Source organism: Bacteroides rodentium JCM 16496 (genome assembly GCF_000614125.1).
Lineage (GTDB): Bacteria > Bacteroidota > Bacteroidia > Bacteroidales > Bacteroidaceae > Bacteroides > Bacteroides rodentium.
On sequence record NZ_BAKJ01000034.1, the window covers coordinates 12540 to 34418 of the forward strand.

The following is a 21879-nucleotide window of genomic DNA, read 5'->3' on the forward strand; positions in this document are numbered from 1 at the left end:
AAATAGCAAACAATGAATAGAAAACATAAAACACTAAAGTGGAGTATAGCTTTGGTATCGTCTATGCTCACTTTAAATTTGTCAGCGCAAAGTTCGCTTATAGACTATCAGGCTGATAAGGTTGATTTAGGAATGGGTGTTGAGCAGAGCAAGATGTTGACTACCGCTTCTGTGGAGGTGATTAGTGGCGATGAGTTGCAAAAAACGGCTGCTATCTCTTTGAAAGAGGCTCTTTATGGAAAATTGTTGGGACTTACGGTGCTGCGTCCGGGTGGAACGGTTAGTGACTACGGTTCCGGAGCAACATTCAATATTCGTGGTAAGCAGACAACGACCGAGAATGGTGTATTGGTGCTGGTAGACGGTATTGAGCGTTCTATCGAATATTTGACTGTTGACGAGGTAGAATCGGTTACGGTGTTGAAGGATGCTGCCGCTGTGGCTCTCTTGGGCTATCAGGGCGTGAACGGTGCAATCTTGGTGAAAACCAAACGTGGTGTGGAAGGACGTCAGATTTCCGTATCTTACGACCATAAGTTTACGTTCAATCCAAGGGTGGCAGACTTTGTAGATGCTCCTACTTACGCTAATGCTTTGAACCAGGCGCGTGCCAACGATGGTTTGACACCGATGTACAACGATTATGAGTTGCAGGCTTTTGCTGACGGTACTCATCCTTATTACTACCCGAATGTTGACTGGAAGAAAGAGGTATTCAAAGATTATGGTTCGGAAGACCAATTCAACCTGTCCATGAAGGGCGGTAACCAGAAGCTGAAATATTTCTCTATGTTGGATTATACTGGCAGCCGAGGCTTGTTGGATGAGACAGAACAGGAACTATATAATTCACAGATGAGATTCTCTAAAGCTAATATCCGTACTAATTTGGACGTACAGTTTACTCCGACAACCAAGTTCGTCTTGAATGCGTTGGGGAGTTTCGTCGAGACTAAACGTCCTTACGGTGTGACCGAAAACGGCTTGACCGACCTGCTCTATCGTACTCCGGCTTCCGCATTTCCGGTAATGAACGATCCGGGAGGTAGTTTGGCAGGTATTTGGGGAGGTAATACCACTTACGGTGCTAACAATGTAGTCGCACAGGTTCGGGCTTCTGGTTTTACGAAAACCCACTCCCGTTCTTTTCAAGGAGACTTCTCGCTGATTCAGAACCTGGATTTTATTACGAAGGGACTGAGTGCATCGGCACGTTTGGGTTACAATAACTTCTCTCAGATTTATGAGACCAATGAGTTGGGGTTTATGTATGGTTACGAACGTTTCCGCTTCGACGAGGCCGGCCAACCGACTGAGTTGATAAAATACTCTGCCGGTGACAAGACCAACAACTTGGAATTCAACCATTGGACCAACCAGCACAACCGTTCTTCTTTCTTGGAAGTTTCGGCTGACTATCACACATCGTTCCGTGACGATGATAACTTCTCTGCCTCGTTGATGTGGCATCAGAAGCACTCCTCCTCTAACGGCCAGTATCTGACTTACAACCGGATGAATGTGATGGCTTATCTGCACTACGATTTGAAGCAAAAATATATAGCTGACTTGGTATTGGCGATGAACGGTTCTAACCGCTCCTATCCGGAGAAGTGGTCGTTCTCTCCTACCTTGTCTTTGGGTTATGTATTTGCCAACAAGGAGGACAACCGGATATTGAACTTCGGTAAATTGCGTTTCTCTGCAGGTATCCAACACACCGATTATGTGCATTCAGGGATTATGGCTGGAAAACTATAACGGCAGTGCAGGCAATTATCTGACAGGTTCAGGCGATGGCCTAGGACAGTGGGGTACGTCTCTTGGTTATCAGCCCACCAAGCACTTTAACCTGGAAACGGCCTATAAATTCAATTGGGGTGCCGACCTGCGCTTGTTCAAACAGGTGGACGTGAACTTTGACACTTATTATCAATTGCGTGACGATATCCTATTGGCGGGTGACGGTTTGAATTCATCCGTATTCGGTAGACCTTCTGCTTATCTAAATTGGGGACGCGTAGCGAGCTATGGTGTAGAACTGGGTGTAAACTGGGTTAAGCAGGTGGATAAAGATTTCTCTTTCAATGTGGGTTCTAACGTGACTTGGGGACGTAATAAACAGAAACGTACCATTGAGAACGTGGCTTATGACTATTTATCTGCTGTTGGTGGTCGTGTAAATCAAGCATGGGGCTTGGAAGTTGTAGGTTTCTTCGAGGATGAAGCAGACATCGCCTCTTCACCGCAACAGAACTTCGACAATTGCCGTCCGGGTGACTTCAAGTATAAGGATCAGAACGGCGATAATGTCATCGATGAAAATGACGTGGTGAAAATGGGTTACGATACCAGCGTGCCGGAACTGAACTTTTCATTGGGTCTGGGCTTCCGTTACAAGAACTTTGGTGTGAACGCCATGTTCCAGGGTGCAGGCATGTATACCGCATACTTGGGTACGGTGGGTGTATGGACTCCGATTATTGACGGTGCCAACCTTTCGAAAGAGTATTATGACAACTGCTGGGGTAGAAGCGAGAATCCTACTTATCCGCGTCTGACTTCACGCACCAACCTTAACAACTATCGTGGTAACGATGTTTGGTACAAAAATGTGAACTTCTTTAAACTGAGAAACTGCGAGGTATATTACATGTTACCCGAAAACTGGATTTCTAAAGTGAAGATGTCACAGTGCAAAGTGTTTGTCAAAGGAGAGAACCTAATGACCTTGTCTAACCTGAAGGCGATGGATCCCGAGAACATCGGTACCTATTTCCCGACCTTGATGGGGGTTAACTTAGGAGTTTCTGTAAAGTTTTAACGGATAAATAAAAACAAATATGAATCGATTTAAAAATATATTTTGTGCAGTAGTACTTTCCGCATTTGCTGTGAGTTGTGTTGATTTGGACTATACCGAGGTGACTACAGCCGATGAGGAGTGGATATATAACAGCCCTTTATACGGTATCCAGAAATTGGTGTACAATATTTATGCACGTGTGCCCAACGGTCTCGAGAAAAACTACGAGGGCGGCAGAGGAGCTACGCTGGCGGCTGCCACCGATGAGGCAGAGTGCGCATTGTCTTATTCTTCAGTTCACCGTTTCCACAACGGTGGATGGAATCCTAACAATCCCTTCTCATTTACGTGGAGCAACTCGTATGCGGCTATCGCTGAAGCGAACATCTTTCACGAGAAGCGTGATAAAATCAATTTGGACGAATATAAGAACAACCTGGACTTCGAAGCCATGAAGAAGAAGTTCAAGCTGTTTGAGTATGAGGTCCGTTTTTTGCGTGCTTATTTTTACTTTGAACTGGTCCGTGCCTACGGTGACGTGCCTTTTACGTTGAAAGCGTTGACGGTGGAAGAAGCGAATAGAATAGAACGTACTTCAGCCATTACCATCATGGATTGGATTGCAGAAGAGTTGGACGCCATCGCTGAATATTTGCCTATCTCTTTCGTGGATGAGTTGAATCCGGAACAAGGCCGTGCAACCCGTATGATGTGCTTGGCGCTGAAAGCCCGTACATTGCTTTATAAGGCTTCTCCTTTGTTTAACAAAGAGAATAATAAAGAGTGGTGGCTGGATGCCGTCAGAGCTAATGGGGAGGTTTTACTCCGTGCGCAAGAGTGGGGCATTGGCTTGGACAACTACTCTAAAATCTGGGGGCCTCGTAACGGTGACGGTATCGAGATGATTTGGGCCATTAAGCGTGGTACCAGCAGCTATTGGGAATCGTACAACTATCCCATTGGTGTGGAGAACGGTAACAGTGGTATGTGTCCTACCCAAACTTTGGTCGACAATTATGAGTATAACGATGGTAGCAACCAGACCTTTGGCAAGCGTTACTCTAACGCTGTGATTAATATTACGCAGGAAGACCCCTATGCCGGCTTGGATCCCCGCTTCTTTATGACGGTAGTGAAGAACGGTGATATTTGGCCGAATTACAATCCTAATCCTATCGAAACCTTTATAGGTGGATTGAACGCTGCGCCGATTCATAACTCCACTCCGACCGGCTATTATCTGCGGAAGTATTGCGATCCTAACGTGAGTTTAGCAACGAATAATCCCACTACCTCTCCTCATGCTTGGGTCGCGATGCGTTTGGGTGAGTTCTATCTGAACTATGCGGAGGCTATGTTCCAATACTATGGTGATGCTGAAGCAAAGGGTGAAGGAAATTTCTCTGCGAACGATGCCATCAACCAGTTGCGCGACCGTGCCGATGTGATGATGCCTCATTGGAGTGGAACTCCGGCTAACTGGTTCGAACGCTACAAACGCGAGCGTATGGTGGAGATGGCATTCGAGGACCAACGCTTCTGGGACATACGTCGTTGGAAATGCGGTTCGGAACTGGCTGAAATCTCCATTGCCGAATTGCAGAAAAACGCTGCAGGTGACATTATCCTGACACGTAAGCAAGAGCAAAGACGTTGGGAAGATAAGTATTATCTTTTCCCGATTCCTTTCAGTGAGTATAACAAGAACAATAATTTGGGACAGAACCCGGGTTGGAACTAATAAAGCATAGATTATATGAAACAAATTATAAATAAATTGGCTATTCTCTTTTTGGTATTGGCGTCCTTTTGTGCTTGCTCGGATGACAACGAAGAGCAGAACGCAAGATTGTCTGTGGTGGACTTCTATCCCTCGATTGTGATGGAAGGGACTAACCTGACTGTAGTTGGTACAGATGTGAAATCGGCAAAAGAGGTGGTTTTCCCTGGTGGCGTTACAGCTACCGATATTACTATAAAGGACGAATATTCGTTCGAAGTTGTTGTGCCTGCCGGAGTATCGGAAACAGCAGCCCCCTTGATCGTGAGAGGTGAGGGTGAGGAAGCTTCCAGCCGTCAAACCATACGTCGTGCTAAACCGGTGTTTAATTCTTTCCTGTTTACCGATCAGAAAGGTGCTGCCATCAATACTAAGATGTCTATTTTGGGTAAGGACTTGTTGCTTGTCGATGCCGTGGCTTTTATAGTGAATGGAGAAAAATGCGTGGTAGATAACGAGTATTTGCTACGTAAATCGAACGATGAGATCAAATTCTTGATTCCTGCCGATTTCAAGAAGGGAGATGTAGCGTCTCTGCAACTCATCTTCAAGAATGGCGAGACGATGGACTTGGACGAAACGATTGACATCGTGATACCCTGGCAAAACCCGTTCGCATTGTGCGACCCGATTACGGATAAAACTTTCATGATTACCGATTTCGAGCATGAAGATCCGGCAAACGGTATAAGTGATATAAAGGCAAAAGGATTTGTGGCTGTGTTTGAAGAACAAACAGAGGCTGACTTCTACTGGAGCAATACCTATATTTATTCGGAAGAAGATACAGAAAGCGCCGGTCCCGATATATTCATTTGCCATGTGCATGGCAACCGTCCTGATGGTGATGTGAAGTTGAATGATTATGAGCTTAAACTTGACGTGAGAATTGACGAAGGTACGTTTGGCGCTTCTTTGTGGGAGGGTCACGTTGATTTAGGATGGGAATGGTGTTGGTCGGTAACCTCTTCCCCGAAACGACCGACGGAAAATGGATAACCGTTAAGCGCAAGGTCAAAGACTTTGGTAAAGGTGAAAAATTTGATAGCTGGCCTATGGGACAGTGGGCATTAAGCGGTCTGCTTGGTCCTTCTCTTCCTGCAGGAGTCAGCATTGATAACTTCCGTTTGGATCCGCTTTCTGAAGATTAATTGTTGCAACATTTATTCATGTCGAATTTGTAGAAAGAGGAGAGTATGAAATAATGATTATAAAATGACAATGGAGATGAATCTCTTTTATCTCCGTTGTTGTTTTTATGTTATTAAGAAAATTAATATAGAACTGTGGAATTGAATAAAAAACATGTTATCGGTCTTGATTTTGGTACGGATTCTTGTCGCGCGTTGATAGTGGACGCATCCAATGGCCATGAAATGGCTACAGGGATAAGTTTTTATCCCCGTTGGAAGGCCGGCCTTTACTGTGATGCACATAATAACCGCTATCGCCAGCATCCTTTGGACTACATTGAATCCATGACAGAGGCTGTACATATTGCTTTGTCTTATTTGAATGAAGAGGAGATTGCTTCTATCTGTGGATTGTGTTTTGATACTACCGGTAGTACTCCCGCTTTAACCGATAATACGGGAATGCCGTTAGCCTTACGTCCGGAGTTTGCTGAAGAGCCGGACGCCATGTTTGTTCTTTGGAAAGACCATACTGCTGTTCGTGAAGCTGAACAGATCAATGCACTGGTAAAGGAACTAAAATTGGACTATCTTCTTTATGAGGGTGGAACTTATTCCTCCGAATGGGTATGGTCAAAGACTTTACATATCATCAACACAAACGTCGCTATAAAAAATGCTGCTTATGCTTGGGTAGAACATTGTGACTGGATGACTGGACTAGTAACGGGCAACACTATTCCGGAAAAAATTTTCCGTAGTCGTTGTGCCGCCGGTCATAAGGCAATGTGGCATGCCAGTTGGGGACTTCCTTCCGGTGACTTTCTTGGCGTGCTTAATCCGACATTGAAGGAAATGCTTCCTCATCTGTTTACTGAAACTCACACCAGCGACACCAAGGCGGGGGAACTGACACCCGAGTGGGCGGACAGGCTTGGACTTCCCCAGGGCATAGCCGTAGCTGTAGGGGCGTTGGATGCTCATATGGGAGCTGTTGGTGCATCTGTTGCTCCAGGGGTATTGACACGCATAATGGGAACATCTACTTGTGACATTATGGTTGCCGGCAAAGATAAGGTCGGTGAACGTTGCATTAAGGGTATCTGTGGGCAAGTGGACGGTTCGGTACTTCCGGGGTTTATCGGACTCGAAGCCGGACAGTCTGCTTTCGGTGACATCTATGCTTGGTTCAGGAAGATGCTGGCATGGACATTGAAGGATATTCCAGAGGGGGAGGCAAGGCAGAAAGTTTTGGAGGGTATGCTGCTGGAACTCACTCGCGAAGCTCAAGCAATGGACCTTTCTGTAGAAAAAGTTGTCGCTTTGGATTGGATGAACGGTCGCCGTACCCCCGATGCTGACCAGAACGTGAAGGGTATTATTGCAGGACTCACGCTAGGAACCAGCGCCCCGGAAATATTCCGTGCGCTGGTGGAAGCCACCGCCTTTGGCTCTCGTCGTATTGTTGAACACATGAAAGGACAAGGGCTGCGCATTGATTCGGTCAATGCCATCGGAGGTATCAGCAAGAAGGCGCCTTTCGTGATGCAGGCACTGGCAGATGTGTTGAACATGCCTATTCGTGTGGTCCGCTCGGAACAGACCTGCGCCTTGGGAGCGGCCATGTTCGCGGCAGTTGCCGCAGGGGTGTACAAGGATATCAATGAGGCGACAAGGCACATGGGGTCGGACATCGATGTTGAATACCGGCCGGATGAAAAAAGGGCTCTCATCTACGAGGCGCTATACAAGAAATATCTTGAACTGGCAAAACTTGCTGAGACCATTAACTAAGTATACAAGCCATTAATCTATTTAAAACATGAAACTCAAAATTTTAATTTTAAGCTTTATCTGTAGTTTGTCCTTTATAGGAGCATCCGGACAAGATAATCAATTTGATGGACTGAACATGAATATGGGCAATCTGTTTAGGTTATCTAATGCCAAATCTCGATCAATCAGTCCTGAAAACTTTACCGGTGAGAAAGGTAAAGGAGGAATGGCAGTTCCTGGCGATAGAGGAAAACGTAATGTAGCCAATGCAGCTTATGCCGCAAGGGATCTGGGACAGGGTTGGAAAGTTAATCCATATATTATCATCAATCCTAAGGAAACTATTACCATTGCTGAAATAGAAGGACCGGGAGCTATACAGCATATATGGATGACTCCAACCGGGAATTGGCGATTCTCAATTATACGCTTTTATTGGGATGATGAAAAGGAACCTTCAGTGGAATGTCCTGTAGGTGATTTCTTTTGTATGGGTTGGGGAGTATATGCCCCTCTTTCCTCTTTGGCCGTCTGTGTCAACCCTGGCAGTGCTTTCAACTGCTATTGGACCATGCCCTTCAGAAAAAAGTGTAAAATTACCATTGAGAATATAAATGACGAAGCGTCAATGAATTTGTATTATCAAGTTGATTATACATTGACTGAAGTTCCTGAAGATGCTGCTTATTTCCATGCTCAGTGGAGAAGGAGTAATCCTAACATGGCTTCTGACCATACTATAGTTGATGGTATTAAAGGGCAAGGGCAATATGTAGGTACTTATATTGCATGGGGAGTAAACAACAATGGATGGTGGGGAGAAGGAGAAATCAAATTCTTTATGGATGGCGACAAGAAATTCCCGACAATCTGTGGTACAGGTGCTGAAGATTATTTCTGTGGGTCATACAATTTTGATCGTGGAGGTCAATATAAAGAATTCTGTACTCCTTATGCCGGGCTTCACCAGGTAATCAGGCCGGATGGTACCTATAAATCCCAGCAGCGTTTTGGGCTATACCGCTGGCATGTTACTGATCCTATCAGATTTGAAAAAGATTTGAAAGTCACTATACAAGATTTGGGCTGGCGCGCGGGAGGCCGCTATTTGCCGCAGAAATCGGATATTTCATCTGTCGCGTTTTGGTATCAGGCGGAACCTCATAGCAAATTCCCGGAACTTGCTCCTTGGGAAACACTTGAAGTAAATTAAAAAAGATACAATTATGAAATCAATAATTTGTATATTTTTATCGTTGTCCTTTTTATGGGGGTGCTCATCGTCGAATGCCAAGAAACAATACAGCCTGGAAATGAAGGAATTTCCTGCGGATTATTCTTCGTTGATAGAGTCGGTCAGTATAGACGGATTGGGAAATGCAGAGTTCTCATCTGAAATAACTGAGATTGGTACGAATATGGTTAAGGTAAATATCCGTTTTGACACGAAGGGTGCGACCGTCCAGCAAGATGATTGGCAGGTACAGGTAAAGCCCTCTTTCAAACCCACCTTCAATTGGGCGCCGCACCTTACTCCTACAGATAAACATATTATTGACCAGCATGTTTTTCGCTCGCCCGCACTTATTGTGACAGACCGGCAAAGAGGTCTCGTGATCATCCCTGATTTAGATATATTGTCAAAATCGGGTAAGAACAGGTGGTACATGGACATGGATGCGGAAAACAACGTTCTTACATTAGGGATGTCTGTGAGTAGAGTGTCTGACCATGTACTGTATGAACGCCAGCCCGGAGCAGTGTATGATGGCGATGTTGAGTATGGTTTCTATGTAATTAAGTATACTGAACAGCGGGAGTTGGAGAATCCATTCCGTTTGCCGTTGCAGTTCATGTGGAATAGGTGGGGTCATGACAAACAGACAAAGTTGTCGCCTGCCGACCTGGACCCTTATGTTGATTATACATACAACTGGGCGTTCAATACTTGGGCGAAAAGTGTCTGGCAGGAATTTACACTGGCAGGAAAGAAGGTTGGTGCTCCTGTATTTATCGTAAACACAACACAAAGTCCGAACTATCCGGGTGAAGTGAACGAGCGTGAATTCAGGTCAATATGGAACCAAGCCTGGTTCAGTTCTTTACGGTCTGCAAGTGGCTTGTTCAGGTATGCCAGACGGAGATCGGATGAATCATTGATGGCCAAAGCCAACCTTACAAAGGAACTGGCGTTGTCGTTTCCTATGAAAGAAGGTTTTTTTTATGGTCTTATTGGGACTGATATGTACGAACTGGAGTTGGACGGCAAGAAATATAACCGCTCAAAAGGTTGGGACAACTATTTTTGGGGTAATTCAAATAGAAACCCATATACGTGGGATGCGAAGCAGTCTCCTTTTCATATCTTGGATATGAGTTGGACAGCCTTGTTGATGCTCCGGTGGTATGAGGAACTCGAAAAGGATGCACGCTTGTTGACCTACGCTGAAACTTATGGGAAGGCGCTATTGAAAGTGCAATATGACAATGGATATTTCCCGGGTTGGCTGGATTTGGATACTCTGAAGCCTACCGAGTATTTGAATGATTCACCGGAATCTTCCATGTCAGTCACTTTCTTACTCAAGCTTTATGAAATAACCGGTAAGAAAGAGTATATGTCCGCTGCCTTAAAGGGGATGGATGCTGTTAAAGGTGTGATTTCGGAAGGTCGCTGGGAGGACTTCGAGACTTATTGGTCATGTTGCCGGATAGGTACTCCTGATTTTGTTGGTAAAAAGATTCCAAGAAACAATATGTACAAGCAATGTAATTTCTCCATGTTCTGGACTGCAGAGGCATTGCTTGAAAGCTATCGTATGACCAACGATCCTGAATACCTCAAATTGGGGCAGCGTGTATTGGATGAACTGTTGATGACTCAAGCCTCCTGGCAGCCTCCTTATATTTATGTCAATGGCATAGGAGGTTTTGGGGTTATGAATACCGACGGTGAATGGAATGACTCCAGAGGCAGTTTGTTTTCGGAGCTTATTTTGCGCTATGGCAAACTACTGAATATCCCCGAGTATAAGGAAAGAGGCCTTTGTGCTTTGAAAACGGCTTTTGAGATGATGTATTGTCCTCAAAATCCTAAAGCAAAACAACAATGGGAAAAAGTCTGGCCATTTTTCAATGAAAAAGATTATGGTTTTACAATGGAAAATTATGGTCATGGTGGTAGTACTTCGCCGGAAGGAGAAGGAATGGGTGAATTTACGATATATGATTGGGGAAACGGTGCGGCTTCTGAGGCCTATAATCGTATATTGGATAAATTTGGAACAAAAGTGTTTGAGTGATTTTATTGTTGTAATGAATATTGAATACAGAATAAAAGTGGTTTTATAATTTAAAATATAATATTAGGTATGAATATAAGGCTAAAAAGATTGTTTTCTTTTATGATAATCTTCTTTATAGGTAGCTCTATGCTTGCAGGAGAAGGACTTGAGAATATAAAAAGTAGAGCAGTTGATACACTGATGACTGATGAAACAGCAGTATTGTTATATAATATACTTCAGAATCAAGGCAAAGGGACAATGCTTGGACAGCACGATGGTGTATGGATGGAAGAAGGGCAAAAGATAACCGGACATATCCATAAATTATCAGATAGATTACCCGCTGTTGCCAGCTATGATTTCATGTTTATAACCAACGTCAATAATGCAGAAGGTTCTTGGTATAGAATAAGAGAGCATGAGATACGGGAACGGATAATTGCTGCCAATCGTGAAGGGATCTTGATTACGATGTGTTGGCATTACAACGACCCGTATACACAAAAAACATTTTATACAAAAGAGTTGCCAACAGAGGAACTTAAAACGATGTCATTCAAGTCAATACTTCCGGGCGGTCAAAATCATGAACGTTATAAAAAGGATTTGCGGAAAGTTGCAGAATTTTCATCATCTCTTCGTGACGATGATGGTAAATTAATTCCTTTTATATTTCGTCCCTTTCATGAATTTGACGGGGAATGGTTCTGGTGGGGCCCCTATAGTGAACCGGAAGAATTCAAGGATTTGTGGAGATTTACAGTACATTATCTGAGAGATATTCTGAATGTCCATAATATGCTTTATGCTTTTTCTCCTGATATAAAATTTGATTCTCGTGAGGACTATCTATTGCGTTATCCTGGTGATGAGTATGTTGATATATTAGGTTTTGATGATTATGAAGACTTTAAATATGATAAAAAAAGGACGAATGAGGCTCGGAAGCGGATTCGTATTGTCGGAGCTTTGGCAAATGAGAAGAAGAAGCCTTGTGCATTGACTGAAGTGGGATATTTTATTAAAAAGGATAATCCGCAAAAAGTAGACATTAAACGAATGGAATATTTATTAGAAACCATTTCTGATATGTACGAATATCTTTCTTATGCTGTATTTTGGGGAAATGGTGGAGGTGTATATTGTGTACCCACACAAGGTGATGCCGGGGAAGAAGAGTTTAAATCATTTCTAAAGCAACCATTTATTCTATTGAATGATAATAAGTAAAACAATAAAGTTATGAAAAAGAAATTATTAGCTGTGTTTTTGTTCTCTGCTACAACCATGTTATGTGCACAGACCTTACAGACTTCCAACAAGTATTTTGAAGTTGGAAACTTCAAAGAAGTACACAATCCAGCATGGGGGGTAACTGATGATCCATGGTGTATCAATGACCATACTTTCATTTACGATAAAAAAAAGAAAAGATGGCATGTGATCGGTATAACACATGCCCGAAAAATGGATTATATAAAAGATCCTGGGCTCAATCTGCTTCATATTTCGGCAGATAGCCTGTTTCAAACTCCGTGGGTAATTCACCCTCATGCACTGACTGCTGATTTTAAGAAATATAAGGAATCAGTTCTTTGGGCTCCTTATTGTGTACATCATAGGGGGAAATATTACATGTATGTGTGTGCCGGAGCGCAAGGAGGTGCACATGTCCATGATTCATACCAAATGAATCTTTATATATCCAAAAATCTGAGGAACTGGGAAAGATATAAACAAAATCCGTTGTTTGTGGATGGATTTGATGCACGTGATCCGATGATTATCAGGGATGGTAGCCAATGGATAATGTACTATACTGCAAACTCTACACCAATGGGGGGGAATCATGTTATTGCAGCTTATGTTAGTAAGGATTTACTTCATTGGTCAGATAGGAAAATTGTTTTTGTCCATTCTCGAAAAGGAACTTTTGGAGGGCCTACCGAGTCTCCTTTCGTGGTGAGACGTGGTGATAGATATTATATGTTTTTGTGTGATGGAGGGCATACAGATGTATATGTTAGTAATGATCCGCTACAGTTTGAACAAGCTAACTTGATAGCGGAAATAAATGATTGCCGTGCTTCTGAACTGATTAGGGATAAAGCGGGCAACTACTATATCAGTAGTGCCGGATGGTTCAATGGAACATACGGGTTAAAAATAGCTCCGTTTATTTGGAAAGACGGATTGGAAAATGAAACGAGCAGTTTAAATCTTTAAATATGTAGTAGTATGAGAAAGTTATTTTTGATTCTATCCGTTTTTATCGGATTTTTATTTATGAATATTGATTGTCAAGCTCAAGAAGTGGGAGGAGAACTCGGTAACTTGGCCGCAATTAAAAAAGGTTTTCGTAATCGTAGAATAAGTAGTACTGATAAAAATGGTAATAATGGTGATTGGATAGATTCTATAAAGCCTGGTGATAAGTGGAGTGTGGATATTTCGGGCACAGGAATTATTAATCATATATGGTTTACGATTTCTCCAATGAATATAATGAGAAATGACCTTATATTCAGGATTTATTGGGATGGAAAATCTGAACCTTCTGTGGAGGCGCCTCTTGCTGCTTTCTTCGGTAATGGTTGGGATGAATATTATGAATTCACTTCTCTTCCATTGGCTGTAGGCCCTCAAAGAGGAACTGGGCTTGTCTCTTATTTTCAGATGCCTTTTGCCAATGGAGCTCGCTTGGAAATAGAAAACCAGAGTAATGAAACGATTTCCCGTCTTTATTTTTATGTAGATTATGTGGAAATGAAAAAATTACCAGATGATTTAGGCCGTTTTCACGCATGGTACAATCATGAGTTGACGGATGCATTACCCGAGGGCGAAACTGAATGGGGCTTAGTAGGAGCACAGACTAATAATGTAGACGGTGCCGGCAACTATTTGTTTGCAGATATTAAAGGTGAAGGGCATTTTGTAGGAATTAATTATTATATGCACTCTCCTTCACCAATGTGGTATGGTGAAGGAGATGATATGATTTTTATTGATGGTGAAGAGAAAGCATCATTACTGGGAACGGGTACGGAGGATTTCTTCAATACTTCATGGTGTCCTAATAGTATTTTTGCCCATCCCTATTATGGATATGCTAGGGTGAATAGAGATAATGGCTGGTTGGGAAGGACGCATGTTTACCGCTTCTTTATTGCCGATCCTATTTACTTTAATACATCGTTCAAAGGTACTATTGAACACGGGCATAACAACAATCTGACTTTGGATATCAGCAGTGTGGCTTACTGGTATCAGTCTGAAGCGGGTGTGTTGCCTCCTGCCCCGACTAAAGCTGATAGGGCTCCTAAAGCATTCATCCGCGACCAGGACATGCATCGTTGGAGACATGAGTGGAGAAAGAATTTCGGTAATGGCTCCAAGTTATGGGGAAATGAAATAAAAAGGGAAAACAAGTGATTTCCTATTTCATCGTACTAGGTTGCTCTATATCTGCTTTATTTGTACAGATGGCTCAGTAGTGAGAGTGATTCTCTCTTATAATTGCTCTCACTACATACTCCTGCTATGATAAGATTGCTAGCCGTAGGGTAAAAATGGTAAGAATGTGATGGTGAACATGTTAATTAAATGTAATAAATATGATGAATAAGTTTTTTTCTCTTTTTTGCAGCTTTGCTATTCACTATGCAGAGCTTTGCACAAAGTGATTATTATAAATGGGAGTTACAGAATCTTTCGGATATTTCCAGGTTAGCGGAATATCATGTTGGAAAAATGCAACAGCTGTCCAGCTATGACAGAAGTGGAGGTAACAATGATGGTTTTTCTGGTAAATATTCTTATATCCGTAAAGAAGGTAACGATTTGGTATTGGCTGATATTAAGGGGGCGGGGATAATTAATCGGATATGGACCCCGACACCTAGTAATGATACCATTCAGTTCTATTTTGACGGAGAGAAAATTCCTAGAATAAGCATGCCTTTTATTGATCTCTTTTCAGGAAAGACATATCCGTTTGTAGCTCCTTTATGTGGAAATGAAATAGGAGGTTATTATTGTTATTTGCCCATTCCTTATGAAAAATCCCTTAAAATTATATATAAAGGAGAAACAATGAAATTTCAACAGATTCAGTATCGTGAATTAACTCATAAGGAAAAAGTACAAAGTTTTTCTTGGGAATATTTTAACAGTAACCCTATATTGCCCGAAATCAACCAAGCTTGGAAGCATGTGTCTCTTTCCTCTCTATATAATGGTGAAATCAAGATACAGAAAATAAATTTCACTATAAAGGGGGGAAAAGAACAACAGATATTTGATTTACAGCGCGGAGGTAGGATTGTAGGAATAGAATTGGATAGTGATTATAATCTGCAAAATAAGAGTGATAGACTGTTATTCAAAGCTAAATGGGACAATGAAAAGGAGAATGCAATTGATGTACCTTTTCAAAGTTTTTTTGGTTATGTTTTAGGAAAACCATCAATGAAATCCATGTTGCTTGGAGCCACTCAGACTATGTGTTATTCTTATTTGCCAATGCCATTTGACAATCAGGCAAATCTGTCTGTAGAATATAACAGTGATAATAGCGAAGAGGAAATAACTATTTCAGGGCGAATTTATTATACAGAGAAACAAAGGGATAAGCGAAAAGAAGGAAAGTTGTATACACAATCACGGAGAGAATATTTGCCTAAGTCTGGTGTACCTTATACTATTGCTGATATTCAAGGAAAAGGGCATTATATAGGGACAATACTTATTGCACAAGGTTGAATGAAGGTATGACTGAATATTGGGAAAGTGATGATTGTTCATTCATTGATGGTGAAATGAGAATGCATGGGACTGGTTCCGAAGACTATTTTAATGGAGGGTGGTATGCTGTGACCGATCGATGGGACAGAGGGATTAGTTTACCTATACATGGTTCTTTGTTGTATGACATAAAAACGGCTCGTACTGGTGGGTATCGTTTCTACTTATCGGACAAGATCAATTTTAGTTCTTCTTATGTACTGACTATTGAACATGGTCCTGAAGGAAATAAACTGGATGTGGACTATACTTCGGTCGGATTATTCTATTCGGATAAGCCACAATTTAGGAATCAGTATTTAACCCATGTTGTCAATGAAGTTCCGCGCAGGGATATATTGTTACCTCAGGATATGACGATGCGTCTTTATTGGTTCACTCAGGCTTCATTCAACGGCAGCTCGATGATTATTTCATCAAAACGTGAAGACCATTGGACCACTAATATAGATTTTGAGGCAGTGCCAATGGTACAATTTGATCTCACCGGAATGGATAATGGAAAATACAAGGTAACTATTGTTCATAGTGGTACTAATGGAGCCAGACCATTTTCTGTATGGCAGCGCACTAATCAGGTTTCCGGATGGATATCAGGCAATAATAATGTCCAAACTACTTCTTATGCAGGTGAAATAGAAATATCAGACCAAATTAAGACCTTAACTCTAAGAAAAAAGAAAATGGATAACACTGAATTACAAATAGATTATCTCATCTTTGAAAAAATGAAATAATGAACATAACGAAATTATACTTAAAATTGATTTTGGTGATTGTGATTCTATGCTCATGCACTCATACATCTTCTGTAGAGGATAAGTTCCTATATATGAGTAAAGTCGACTTGGAGGATAAAATAAAAGGAGGATGGGCTGGGCAAACCATTGGGGTAACTTTTGGAGGCTCCACAGAGTTTAAATACAATGGTACCTATATTCAGGATTACCAACAGCTGTCTTGGAGTGATGATCGAATAAAGAATACGATGCTTTCATGGCCTGATTTGTATGATGACCTTTATATGGATCTTACTTTTGTGGAAATATTTGAACGCTTGGGACTTGAAGCTCCAATAGATTCGTTTGCTTATGCATTTGCCAATGCCGATTATATGTTGTGGCATGCTAACCAGGCAGCCCGTTACAACATTCTAAATGGTGTTCTTCCACCCTTATCTGGACATTGGTTGAATAACCCTCATGCAGATGATATTGACTATCAGATTGAAGCCGATTTTGCAGGCCTAATGTCGCCCGGAATGCCCAATGCAGCTTCCGATATTAGCGATAAGATAGGACATATTATGTGCTATGGTGACGGTTGGTATGGTGGAGTGTATGTAGGGGCAATGTATAGCCTTGCTTTTGTATATAATGATATTTATACCATTGTGACAGAAGCCCTGAAAACGATACCTGAGCAGAGTACATTTCATCAATGTATATCCGATGTTATAAGATGGTATAAGGAATACCCTGAGGACTGGCATCAGACATGGTTTGAGATACAAAAAAAATGGTCGGAAGACCTTGCTTGTCCTGAAGGGGTATTTGTGCCTTTCAATATAGATGCGAAAGTTAATGCAGCTTATGTGGTAATGGGATTGCTTTATGGAAATGGAGATTTTACTGAAACTCTTGAAATAAGTACTCGTGCAGGGCAGGACTCAGATTGTAATCCGTCAACAGCCGGCGGTATTCTAGCTACTATGATAGGATATGACAAAATTCCTGCATATTGGAAAAATAGCCTTTCTGAAGCAGAACAAATGGAGTTTAAGTATACGAATATGTCGTTGGAAAAAATTTATGTAACCAGTTTTAAACATGCTTTATTAATGATTGAACGGAACGGTGGAATTATAAAAGAAGACAGCATTGGCATTCTGGTTCAAGATCCGGAAAAGGTACGGTTTGAACAAAGTTTTTCAGATTTGCGGCCCAAAAAGAAAGAGACATTCTGGCATCCTGTAGACGCGGAAATCTCTTTTGAATTCGAGGGTACAGGATTTGCCTGGCGGGGTGAGGCTGCCAAGAATTCCAAGGAAATGGACGAGTATATCTTTGAAGTGACTTTTTATATAGATAATAAGGAGGTCGAACGTTGTGTTCTCCCTACTTCCTATAAACTTCGCAAACATGACTTACTTTGGAAGTATAATTTGCCTGCCGGGAAGCATAAAGTAAAAATGGTCATCAATAATCCCCATCCGGATTACAAGGTATATTCATGGGACTATATAATTTTCTAAAAAAATGTGTAAATTTAAAATGATGTTTGTGTTATGAAAAAGTATTGTTTGAATCTATTGTTATTTTTCCCCGTACTGTTGTTCGGACAATTAAGAAATAATGATGTTTACAAATTACCTGAAATGGGCAAAGACAATATCCGTGAGAATATCAATATTCCTGGGTTTGACGGCTATGAAGTCTTGAAATGTGATTTTCATATTCATACTGTTTTTTCGGATGGAAAAGTGTGGCCAGATATAAGGATAAATGAAGCTTGGCAACAAGGATTGGATGCCATAGCCATTACCGACCATATTGAATATCGACCTTTTAAAGATAAAGTGTTTGGAGATTTGAATGAAAGTTATAATATTGCGAAGGAGCATGCCGACCATTTGGGGTTTATAGTTATCAAAGGGGCTGAGATTACGCGTAATAAACCGATAGGACATCTCAATGCTTTGTTTATCAATGATGCCAACAAACTTGATTTGGAAGATCCTATTGATGCCTTGTATGAAGCTAAAAGACAAGGAGCATTTGTCATGTGGAACCATCCAGGGTGGCCTGATGATAAGAGCACTTTATATCCGGTTCACGAACAATTGCTCAAGGATAACTTGATAGACGGAGTTGAGACATTTAATTTCTTGGAGTATTATCCTCTTGCTTTTGATTATGCCAATGAATATAATTTAGCTTATATGGGTAATTCCGATATTCACCACCTCATCACGGAAACTTATGGAGGTGAGAAATTGGCACGTCCTATAACATTGGTTTTTTCTTCTGAAAGGTCGGAAAAAGGGATAAAGGAAGCTTTGTTTGCCAAGCGTACTGCTGTATTGTTCAATGGTTCCTTGGCTGGTAAAGACAATATACTTAGAAGACTTTTTAAGGCTTCAATACATGTCCGAAAAATAGAAAATAATAGTGGCTATACAGAATTGAGCAATACTTCGGATTTAAGTTTCATTCTTCTGATAAACAATTGTCGATATTGTTTATTTCCTAATAAAACTTTACGTATGAAATTACCGGAAACAGGGAAAGTGATAGTGGAGAATTGTCATACAGGGAAGGATTCCAAATTGGAATTTATCCTACCACTACAGTAATAACCAATGCACTTGTGAAACACTTGTTATTATCTATTTTATTTTTACTGGCAAGCAGTGTAGTACATGCACAAATGACGATGCATGACATTACCTATGACTCGCTTTACTGTTATAAAAAAAGAGTGGAACGTCTATGTGTCAGAGCTTATATCAAACTTACAGAATATAGCAACCAAATGCTGCAATTATCCTTTGGTGAAACTCCGCTTGTACCTGTCAAAGTGGCTAAGAATGGAATCGCAGAAGTATGGTTGCCATTGATAGGAGAAGAAGAGACTCTTTTAGCGTTTACTGGTAAACGGAAAAAATTGGTCATTCATCAACAATACACTCCTTTGATACCCTCTGACTGGGGACATTTTAAAAATGGTACCATTCATATCATATCCTCTTCCCATCAGGATATAGCGTGGGTTAATTCTGCTGAGATATGTCGTCATGGACGTATTCATCAAATAATTGAACCTGCAATGAAAATGATAGATGATGACCCTGATTATGCTTTTGGTATGGAACAAACGCTTAACTTGATGGAGTATTTGGAGGAATATCCAGAGAAAAAGGAGAAAGTGATGGAGAATTACCATAACGGGCGTTTTGTATGGGGAGCGACATTCAATCAGTCATATGAAGGTCTGGAATCAGGAGAACAGTTGATTCGTCAGGCATATTATGGGCGTAAGTGGATTAAGGAGAATTTACCTGGCTGTGATGATGTCACTGCATACAATGTCGATATTCCAGGACGCTCCATGCAGGCTCCCCAGATTTTTGCCAAAAGTGGAATTAAGAATCTGTTTATCTCCCGTATGCGCGAAGGTTTGTACAATTGGTATAGTCCTGACGGGTCAAAAATATTAACATACACTCCTTCTAATTACGGATGGGCTGTATTATATTGGCAGTTCTTTAATAAGGACGCTATTACAGCTTTCCATAAACTGCATCATCGTGCTGTGTTATGGAGTGATTATTATAAACGGCATAATATTCCTCCTCATTATGCCGTTGTAATTAGTTATGATGCGGAAAAACCTGTTAACTATAAAAAAGTAATTGATGATTGGAATAGAATTGTTTCCATGGCAGAAGTTCCGTTACCTCATCTTCAGCATTCTACTGCTGAAAGTTTCCTGAATATGGTTAATGCATCCGATACTGATTTCGAAAAAGTGGTTGGCGAACGTCCAAACTTATGGCTGTATATACATGGACCGGCTCATTACCAGGCTATCAAAGCGAAACGTGAAGCTGGGGTTGTATTGCCTGCCGCTGAGATTTTTACTACGATTGATAAACTTCTGGAAGATAGCCTGCAAACTTATCCGACTGAACAATTTGATAGTGCATGGATATCTTCTATCTATCCGGATCATGGGTGGGGTGGCAAATTTGGAGAAGAAACGGATAGTATATTCCGAAATAGATTAGAACAAGCCCGTGATATGGGAACTACCATATTAAATAAAACACTAACCTCTCTTGCATGTAAAATAGATGCAAGGCAAAATGTAATTGTGGTATTCAATGACCTACCTTGGAAACGTTCTGGTATTGCATCTATAATAATTGATTCTGCAGAGACTCGTCAATGTATCGTAAAAGATAGTAAGGGAAGAATTGTTCCATCTCAAGTGCAAAAAGATAAAATCTACTTTGAAATCAAGGATATTCCTTCCATAGGTTATCAGACTTATTATCTTTCACGAGGAGAGCAATGTAGGGTTTTACCTGAAAATATTCAGCAATCTGCCAATTATTACGAAAATGAGTTTTATAGAATATCGTTTGGTAATGGGGGAATACAGAGCTTGATAGATAAACAACTTCGCAAAGAAATATTGAATACTATACGGTATAAGGGTGGTGATGTGCTGAACCTTGAATATAAGGGTAATGGTGCAGGTGAATTTACTCAGATTACTGGCTTTACTCCTGGAGATTTGAAAGCGCTTAGTGGTAATCAGACGGTCTGGAGTGTTACAGATACAGGTCCGTTATTTACTGTCTTTCGTAATGAACAAACCGTAAAGGAAGGATTGGTTATACAAGAAATTCGTATTTTCCATAACGATAAAAAGATAGATTTCGATGTGGAAATTGATTATGACGGCACACATAACCGTCAGTTACGTATTGCTTTTCCACTGAATATGGCACAAGCGGCGATCAACTATGAAGTACCAATGGCTATTCTTCAGGTCGGTAAGGATGAGATGCGAGGAGCAGCCGGTGGATGGTCTTGGTGGGGAGCTTATACACAGGAACCCAAAGAAATACATCCGCGTGAGATTCAAAATTTTATTTCTGCAAACGGTTCGGACTATGGGGTTACATTGTCATCTGAGGTTGCGGTTGCTGACTGGATTGATCCTGCTGTAGAAGGCTCTGATTTTCCAGTATTGCAAGGTGTATTGCTTTCGTCTCATAAAAGCTGTCATGGATTAGGCAATTGGTATCATCAAACAGGTAAGCATCATTTTTCCTTTTCTTTATTGTCTCATCGGCAGGGATGGAAAAATGGATATCAATTTGGCATTGAAGGAAACCATCCGTTTCTGACAGCTATAAAAACAAACAAGAGAGGATTATTGCCGGATAGTAATAGTTTTATAACTACCTCAAATCCTTTTGTTGCTGTCAGTATTATGAAGAAGGCAGACAATGATAATGGAGTTATTTTGCGACTTACCGAAATGGAAGGGAAAGATACGGAAGTAAAGATAACGTTGCCTTTTGAAGTAAAGAAAGTCATCAAAACCAATATGATTGAAGAAGAAATGGAAGAAGTTGATACAAATGGAAAAAATATTAAGTTATTCTTGGGACATCATGCAATAGAAACGTTCAAGCTGATATTTTAATATTGTTGTTTTTATACCTCAAATTTATAATATCAGAAAAATGATATCTATTATTTCAAAATTAATAAT

At 41.1% G+C, this 21879-nt stretch carries 15 protein-coding genes; all 15 read left to right on the forward strand.

The features are described 5' to 3' along the window. Window positions 1–12: 12 nt before the first annotated feature. The 15 genes from JCM16496_RS22020 to JCM16496_RS14615 all read left to right on the forward strand — a co-directional run bounded on the left by JCM16496_RS22020 (window position 13) and on the right by JCM16496_RS14615 (window position 21810). Complete coding sequence (locus tag JCM16496_RS22020) at window positions 13–1761, forward strand: TonB-dependent receptor plug domain-containing protein (RefSeq protein WP_128809621.1); 1749 nt, start codon at window positions 13–15, stop codon at window positions 1759–1761. Then, complete coding sequence (locus JCM16496_RS22025; protein WP_128809622.1) at window positions 1727–2824, forward strand: SusC/RagA family TonB-linked outer membrane protein; 1098 nt, start codon at window positions 1727–1729, stop codon at window positions 2822–2824. The genes JCM16496_RS22020 and JCM16496_RS22025 overlap by 35 nt, the downstream gene beginning before the upstream one ends. Before the next feature lie 19 nt (window positions 2825–2843). Then, a complete protein-coding gene (locus tag JCM16496_RS14555; RefSeq protein ID WP_025835183.1) occupies window positions 2844–4547 on the forward strand; it encodes a RagB/SusD family nutrient uptake outer membrane protein in 1704 nt (567 codons plus the stop codon). A 15-nt stretch (window positions 4548–4562) separates the two neighbouring features. Continuing rightward, a complete protein-coding gene (locus JCM16496_RS14560) occupies window positions 4563–5585 on the forward strand; it encodes a hypothetical protein (protein ID WP_128809623.1) in 1023 nt (340 codons plus the stop codon). Window positions 5586–5872: 287 nt separating this feature from the next. Then, on the forward strand, window positions 5873–7513 hold the full coding sequence (locus JCM16496_RS14570; protein ID WP_025835187.1) for a ribulokinase: 1641 nt from the start codon (window positions 5873–5875) through the stop codon (window positions 7511–7513). Window positions 7514–7541: 28 nt separating this feature from the next. After that, entirely contained in the window at window positions 7542–8708 is a 1167-nt protein-coding gene (locus tag JCM16496_RS14575) for a glycoside hydrolase family 172 protein (RefSeq protein ID WP_025835188.1), read from the forward strand. A gap of 13 nt (window positions 8709–8721) precedes the next feature. Continuing rightward, window positions 8722–10797, forward strand: a complete 2076-nt coding sequence (locus tag JCM16496_RS14580; RefSeq protein ID WP_244440397.1) for a hypothetical protein — start codon at window positions 8722–8724, stop codon at window positions 10795–10797. 69 nt (window positions 10798–10866) lie between these two features. Then, a complete protein-coding gene (locus tag JCM16496_RS14585; RefSeq protein WP_025835192.1) occupies window positions 10867–12012 on the forward strand; it encodes a glycoside hydrolase family 26 protein in 1146 nt (381 codons plus the stop codon). Window positions 12013–12024: 12 nt separating this feature from the next. Further along, window positions 12025–13008 carry a family 43 glycosylhydrolase gene (locus JCM16496_RS14590; RefSeq protein ID WP_025835194.1) on the forward strand — a complete coding sequence of 328 codons (984 nt, stop codon included), beginning with the start codon at window positions 12025–12027 and terminating at the stop codon, window positions 13006–13008. Window positions 13009–13020: 12 nt separating this feature from the next. Then, the gene (locus tag JCM16496_RS14595) at window positions 13021–14217 is read left to right on the forward strand and encodes a glycoside hydrolase family 172 protein (RefSeq protein ID WP_025835197.1); all 1197 of its coding nucleotides are present in this window, start codon (window positions 13021–13023) and stop codon (window positions 14215–14217) included. 228 nt (window positions 14218–14445) lie between these two features. Continuing rightward, window positions 14446–15546, forward strand: a complete 1101-nt coding sequence (locus JCM16496_RS24650; RefSeq protein WP_128809624.1) for a DUF2961 domain-containing protein — start codon at window positions 14446–14448, stop codon at window positions 15544–15546. An 8-nt stretch (window positions 15547–15554) separates the two neighbouring features. Continuing rightward, window positions 15555–16325, forward strand: coding sequence for a DUF2961 domain-containing protein (locus JCM16496_RS24655; RefSeq protein WP_128809625.1), 771 nt, complete (start codon window positions 15555–15557; stop codon window positions 16323–16325). Between the two features lie 95 nt (window positions 16326–16420). Beyond that, on the forward strand, window positions 16421–17842 hold the full coding sequence (locus JCM16496_RS14605) for an ADP-ribosylglycohydrolase family protein (RefSeq protein WP_128809626.1): 1422 nt from the start codon (window positions 16421–16423) through the stop codon (window positions 17840–17842). Between the two features lie 33 nt (window positions 17843–17875). Continuing rightward, window positions 17876–18943 carry a PHP domain-containing protein gene (locus tag JCM16496_RS14610; protein ID WP_025835199.1) on the forward strand — a complete coding sequence of 356 codons (1068 nt, stop codon included), beginning with the start codon at window positions 17876–17878 and terminating at the stop codon, window positions 18941–18943. Window positions 18944–18957: 14 nt separating this feature from the next. After that, window positions 18958–21810 (forward strand): glycoside hydrolase family 38 N-terminal domain-containing protein, encoded by a 2853-nt coding sequence (locus JCM16496_RS14615; protein ID WP_128809627.1) that lies wholly within the window; start codon window positions 18958–18960, stop codon window positions 21808–21810. The last annotated feature ends 69 nt before the right edge of the window (window positions 21811–21879 follow it).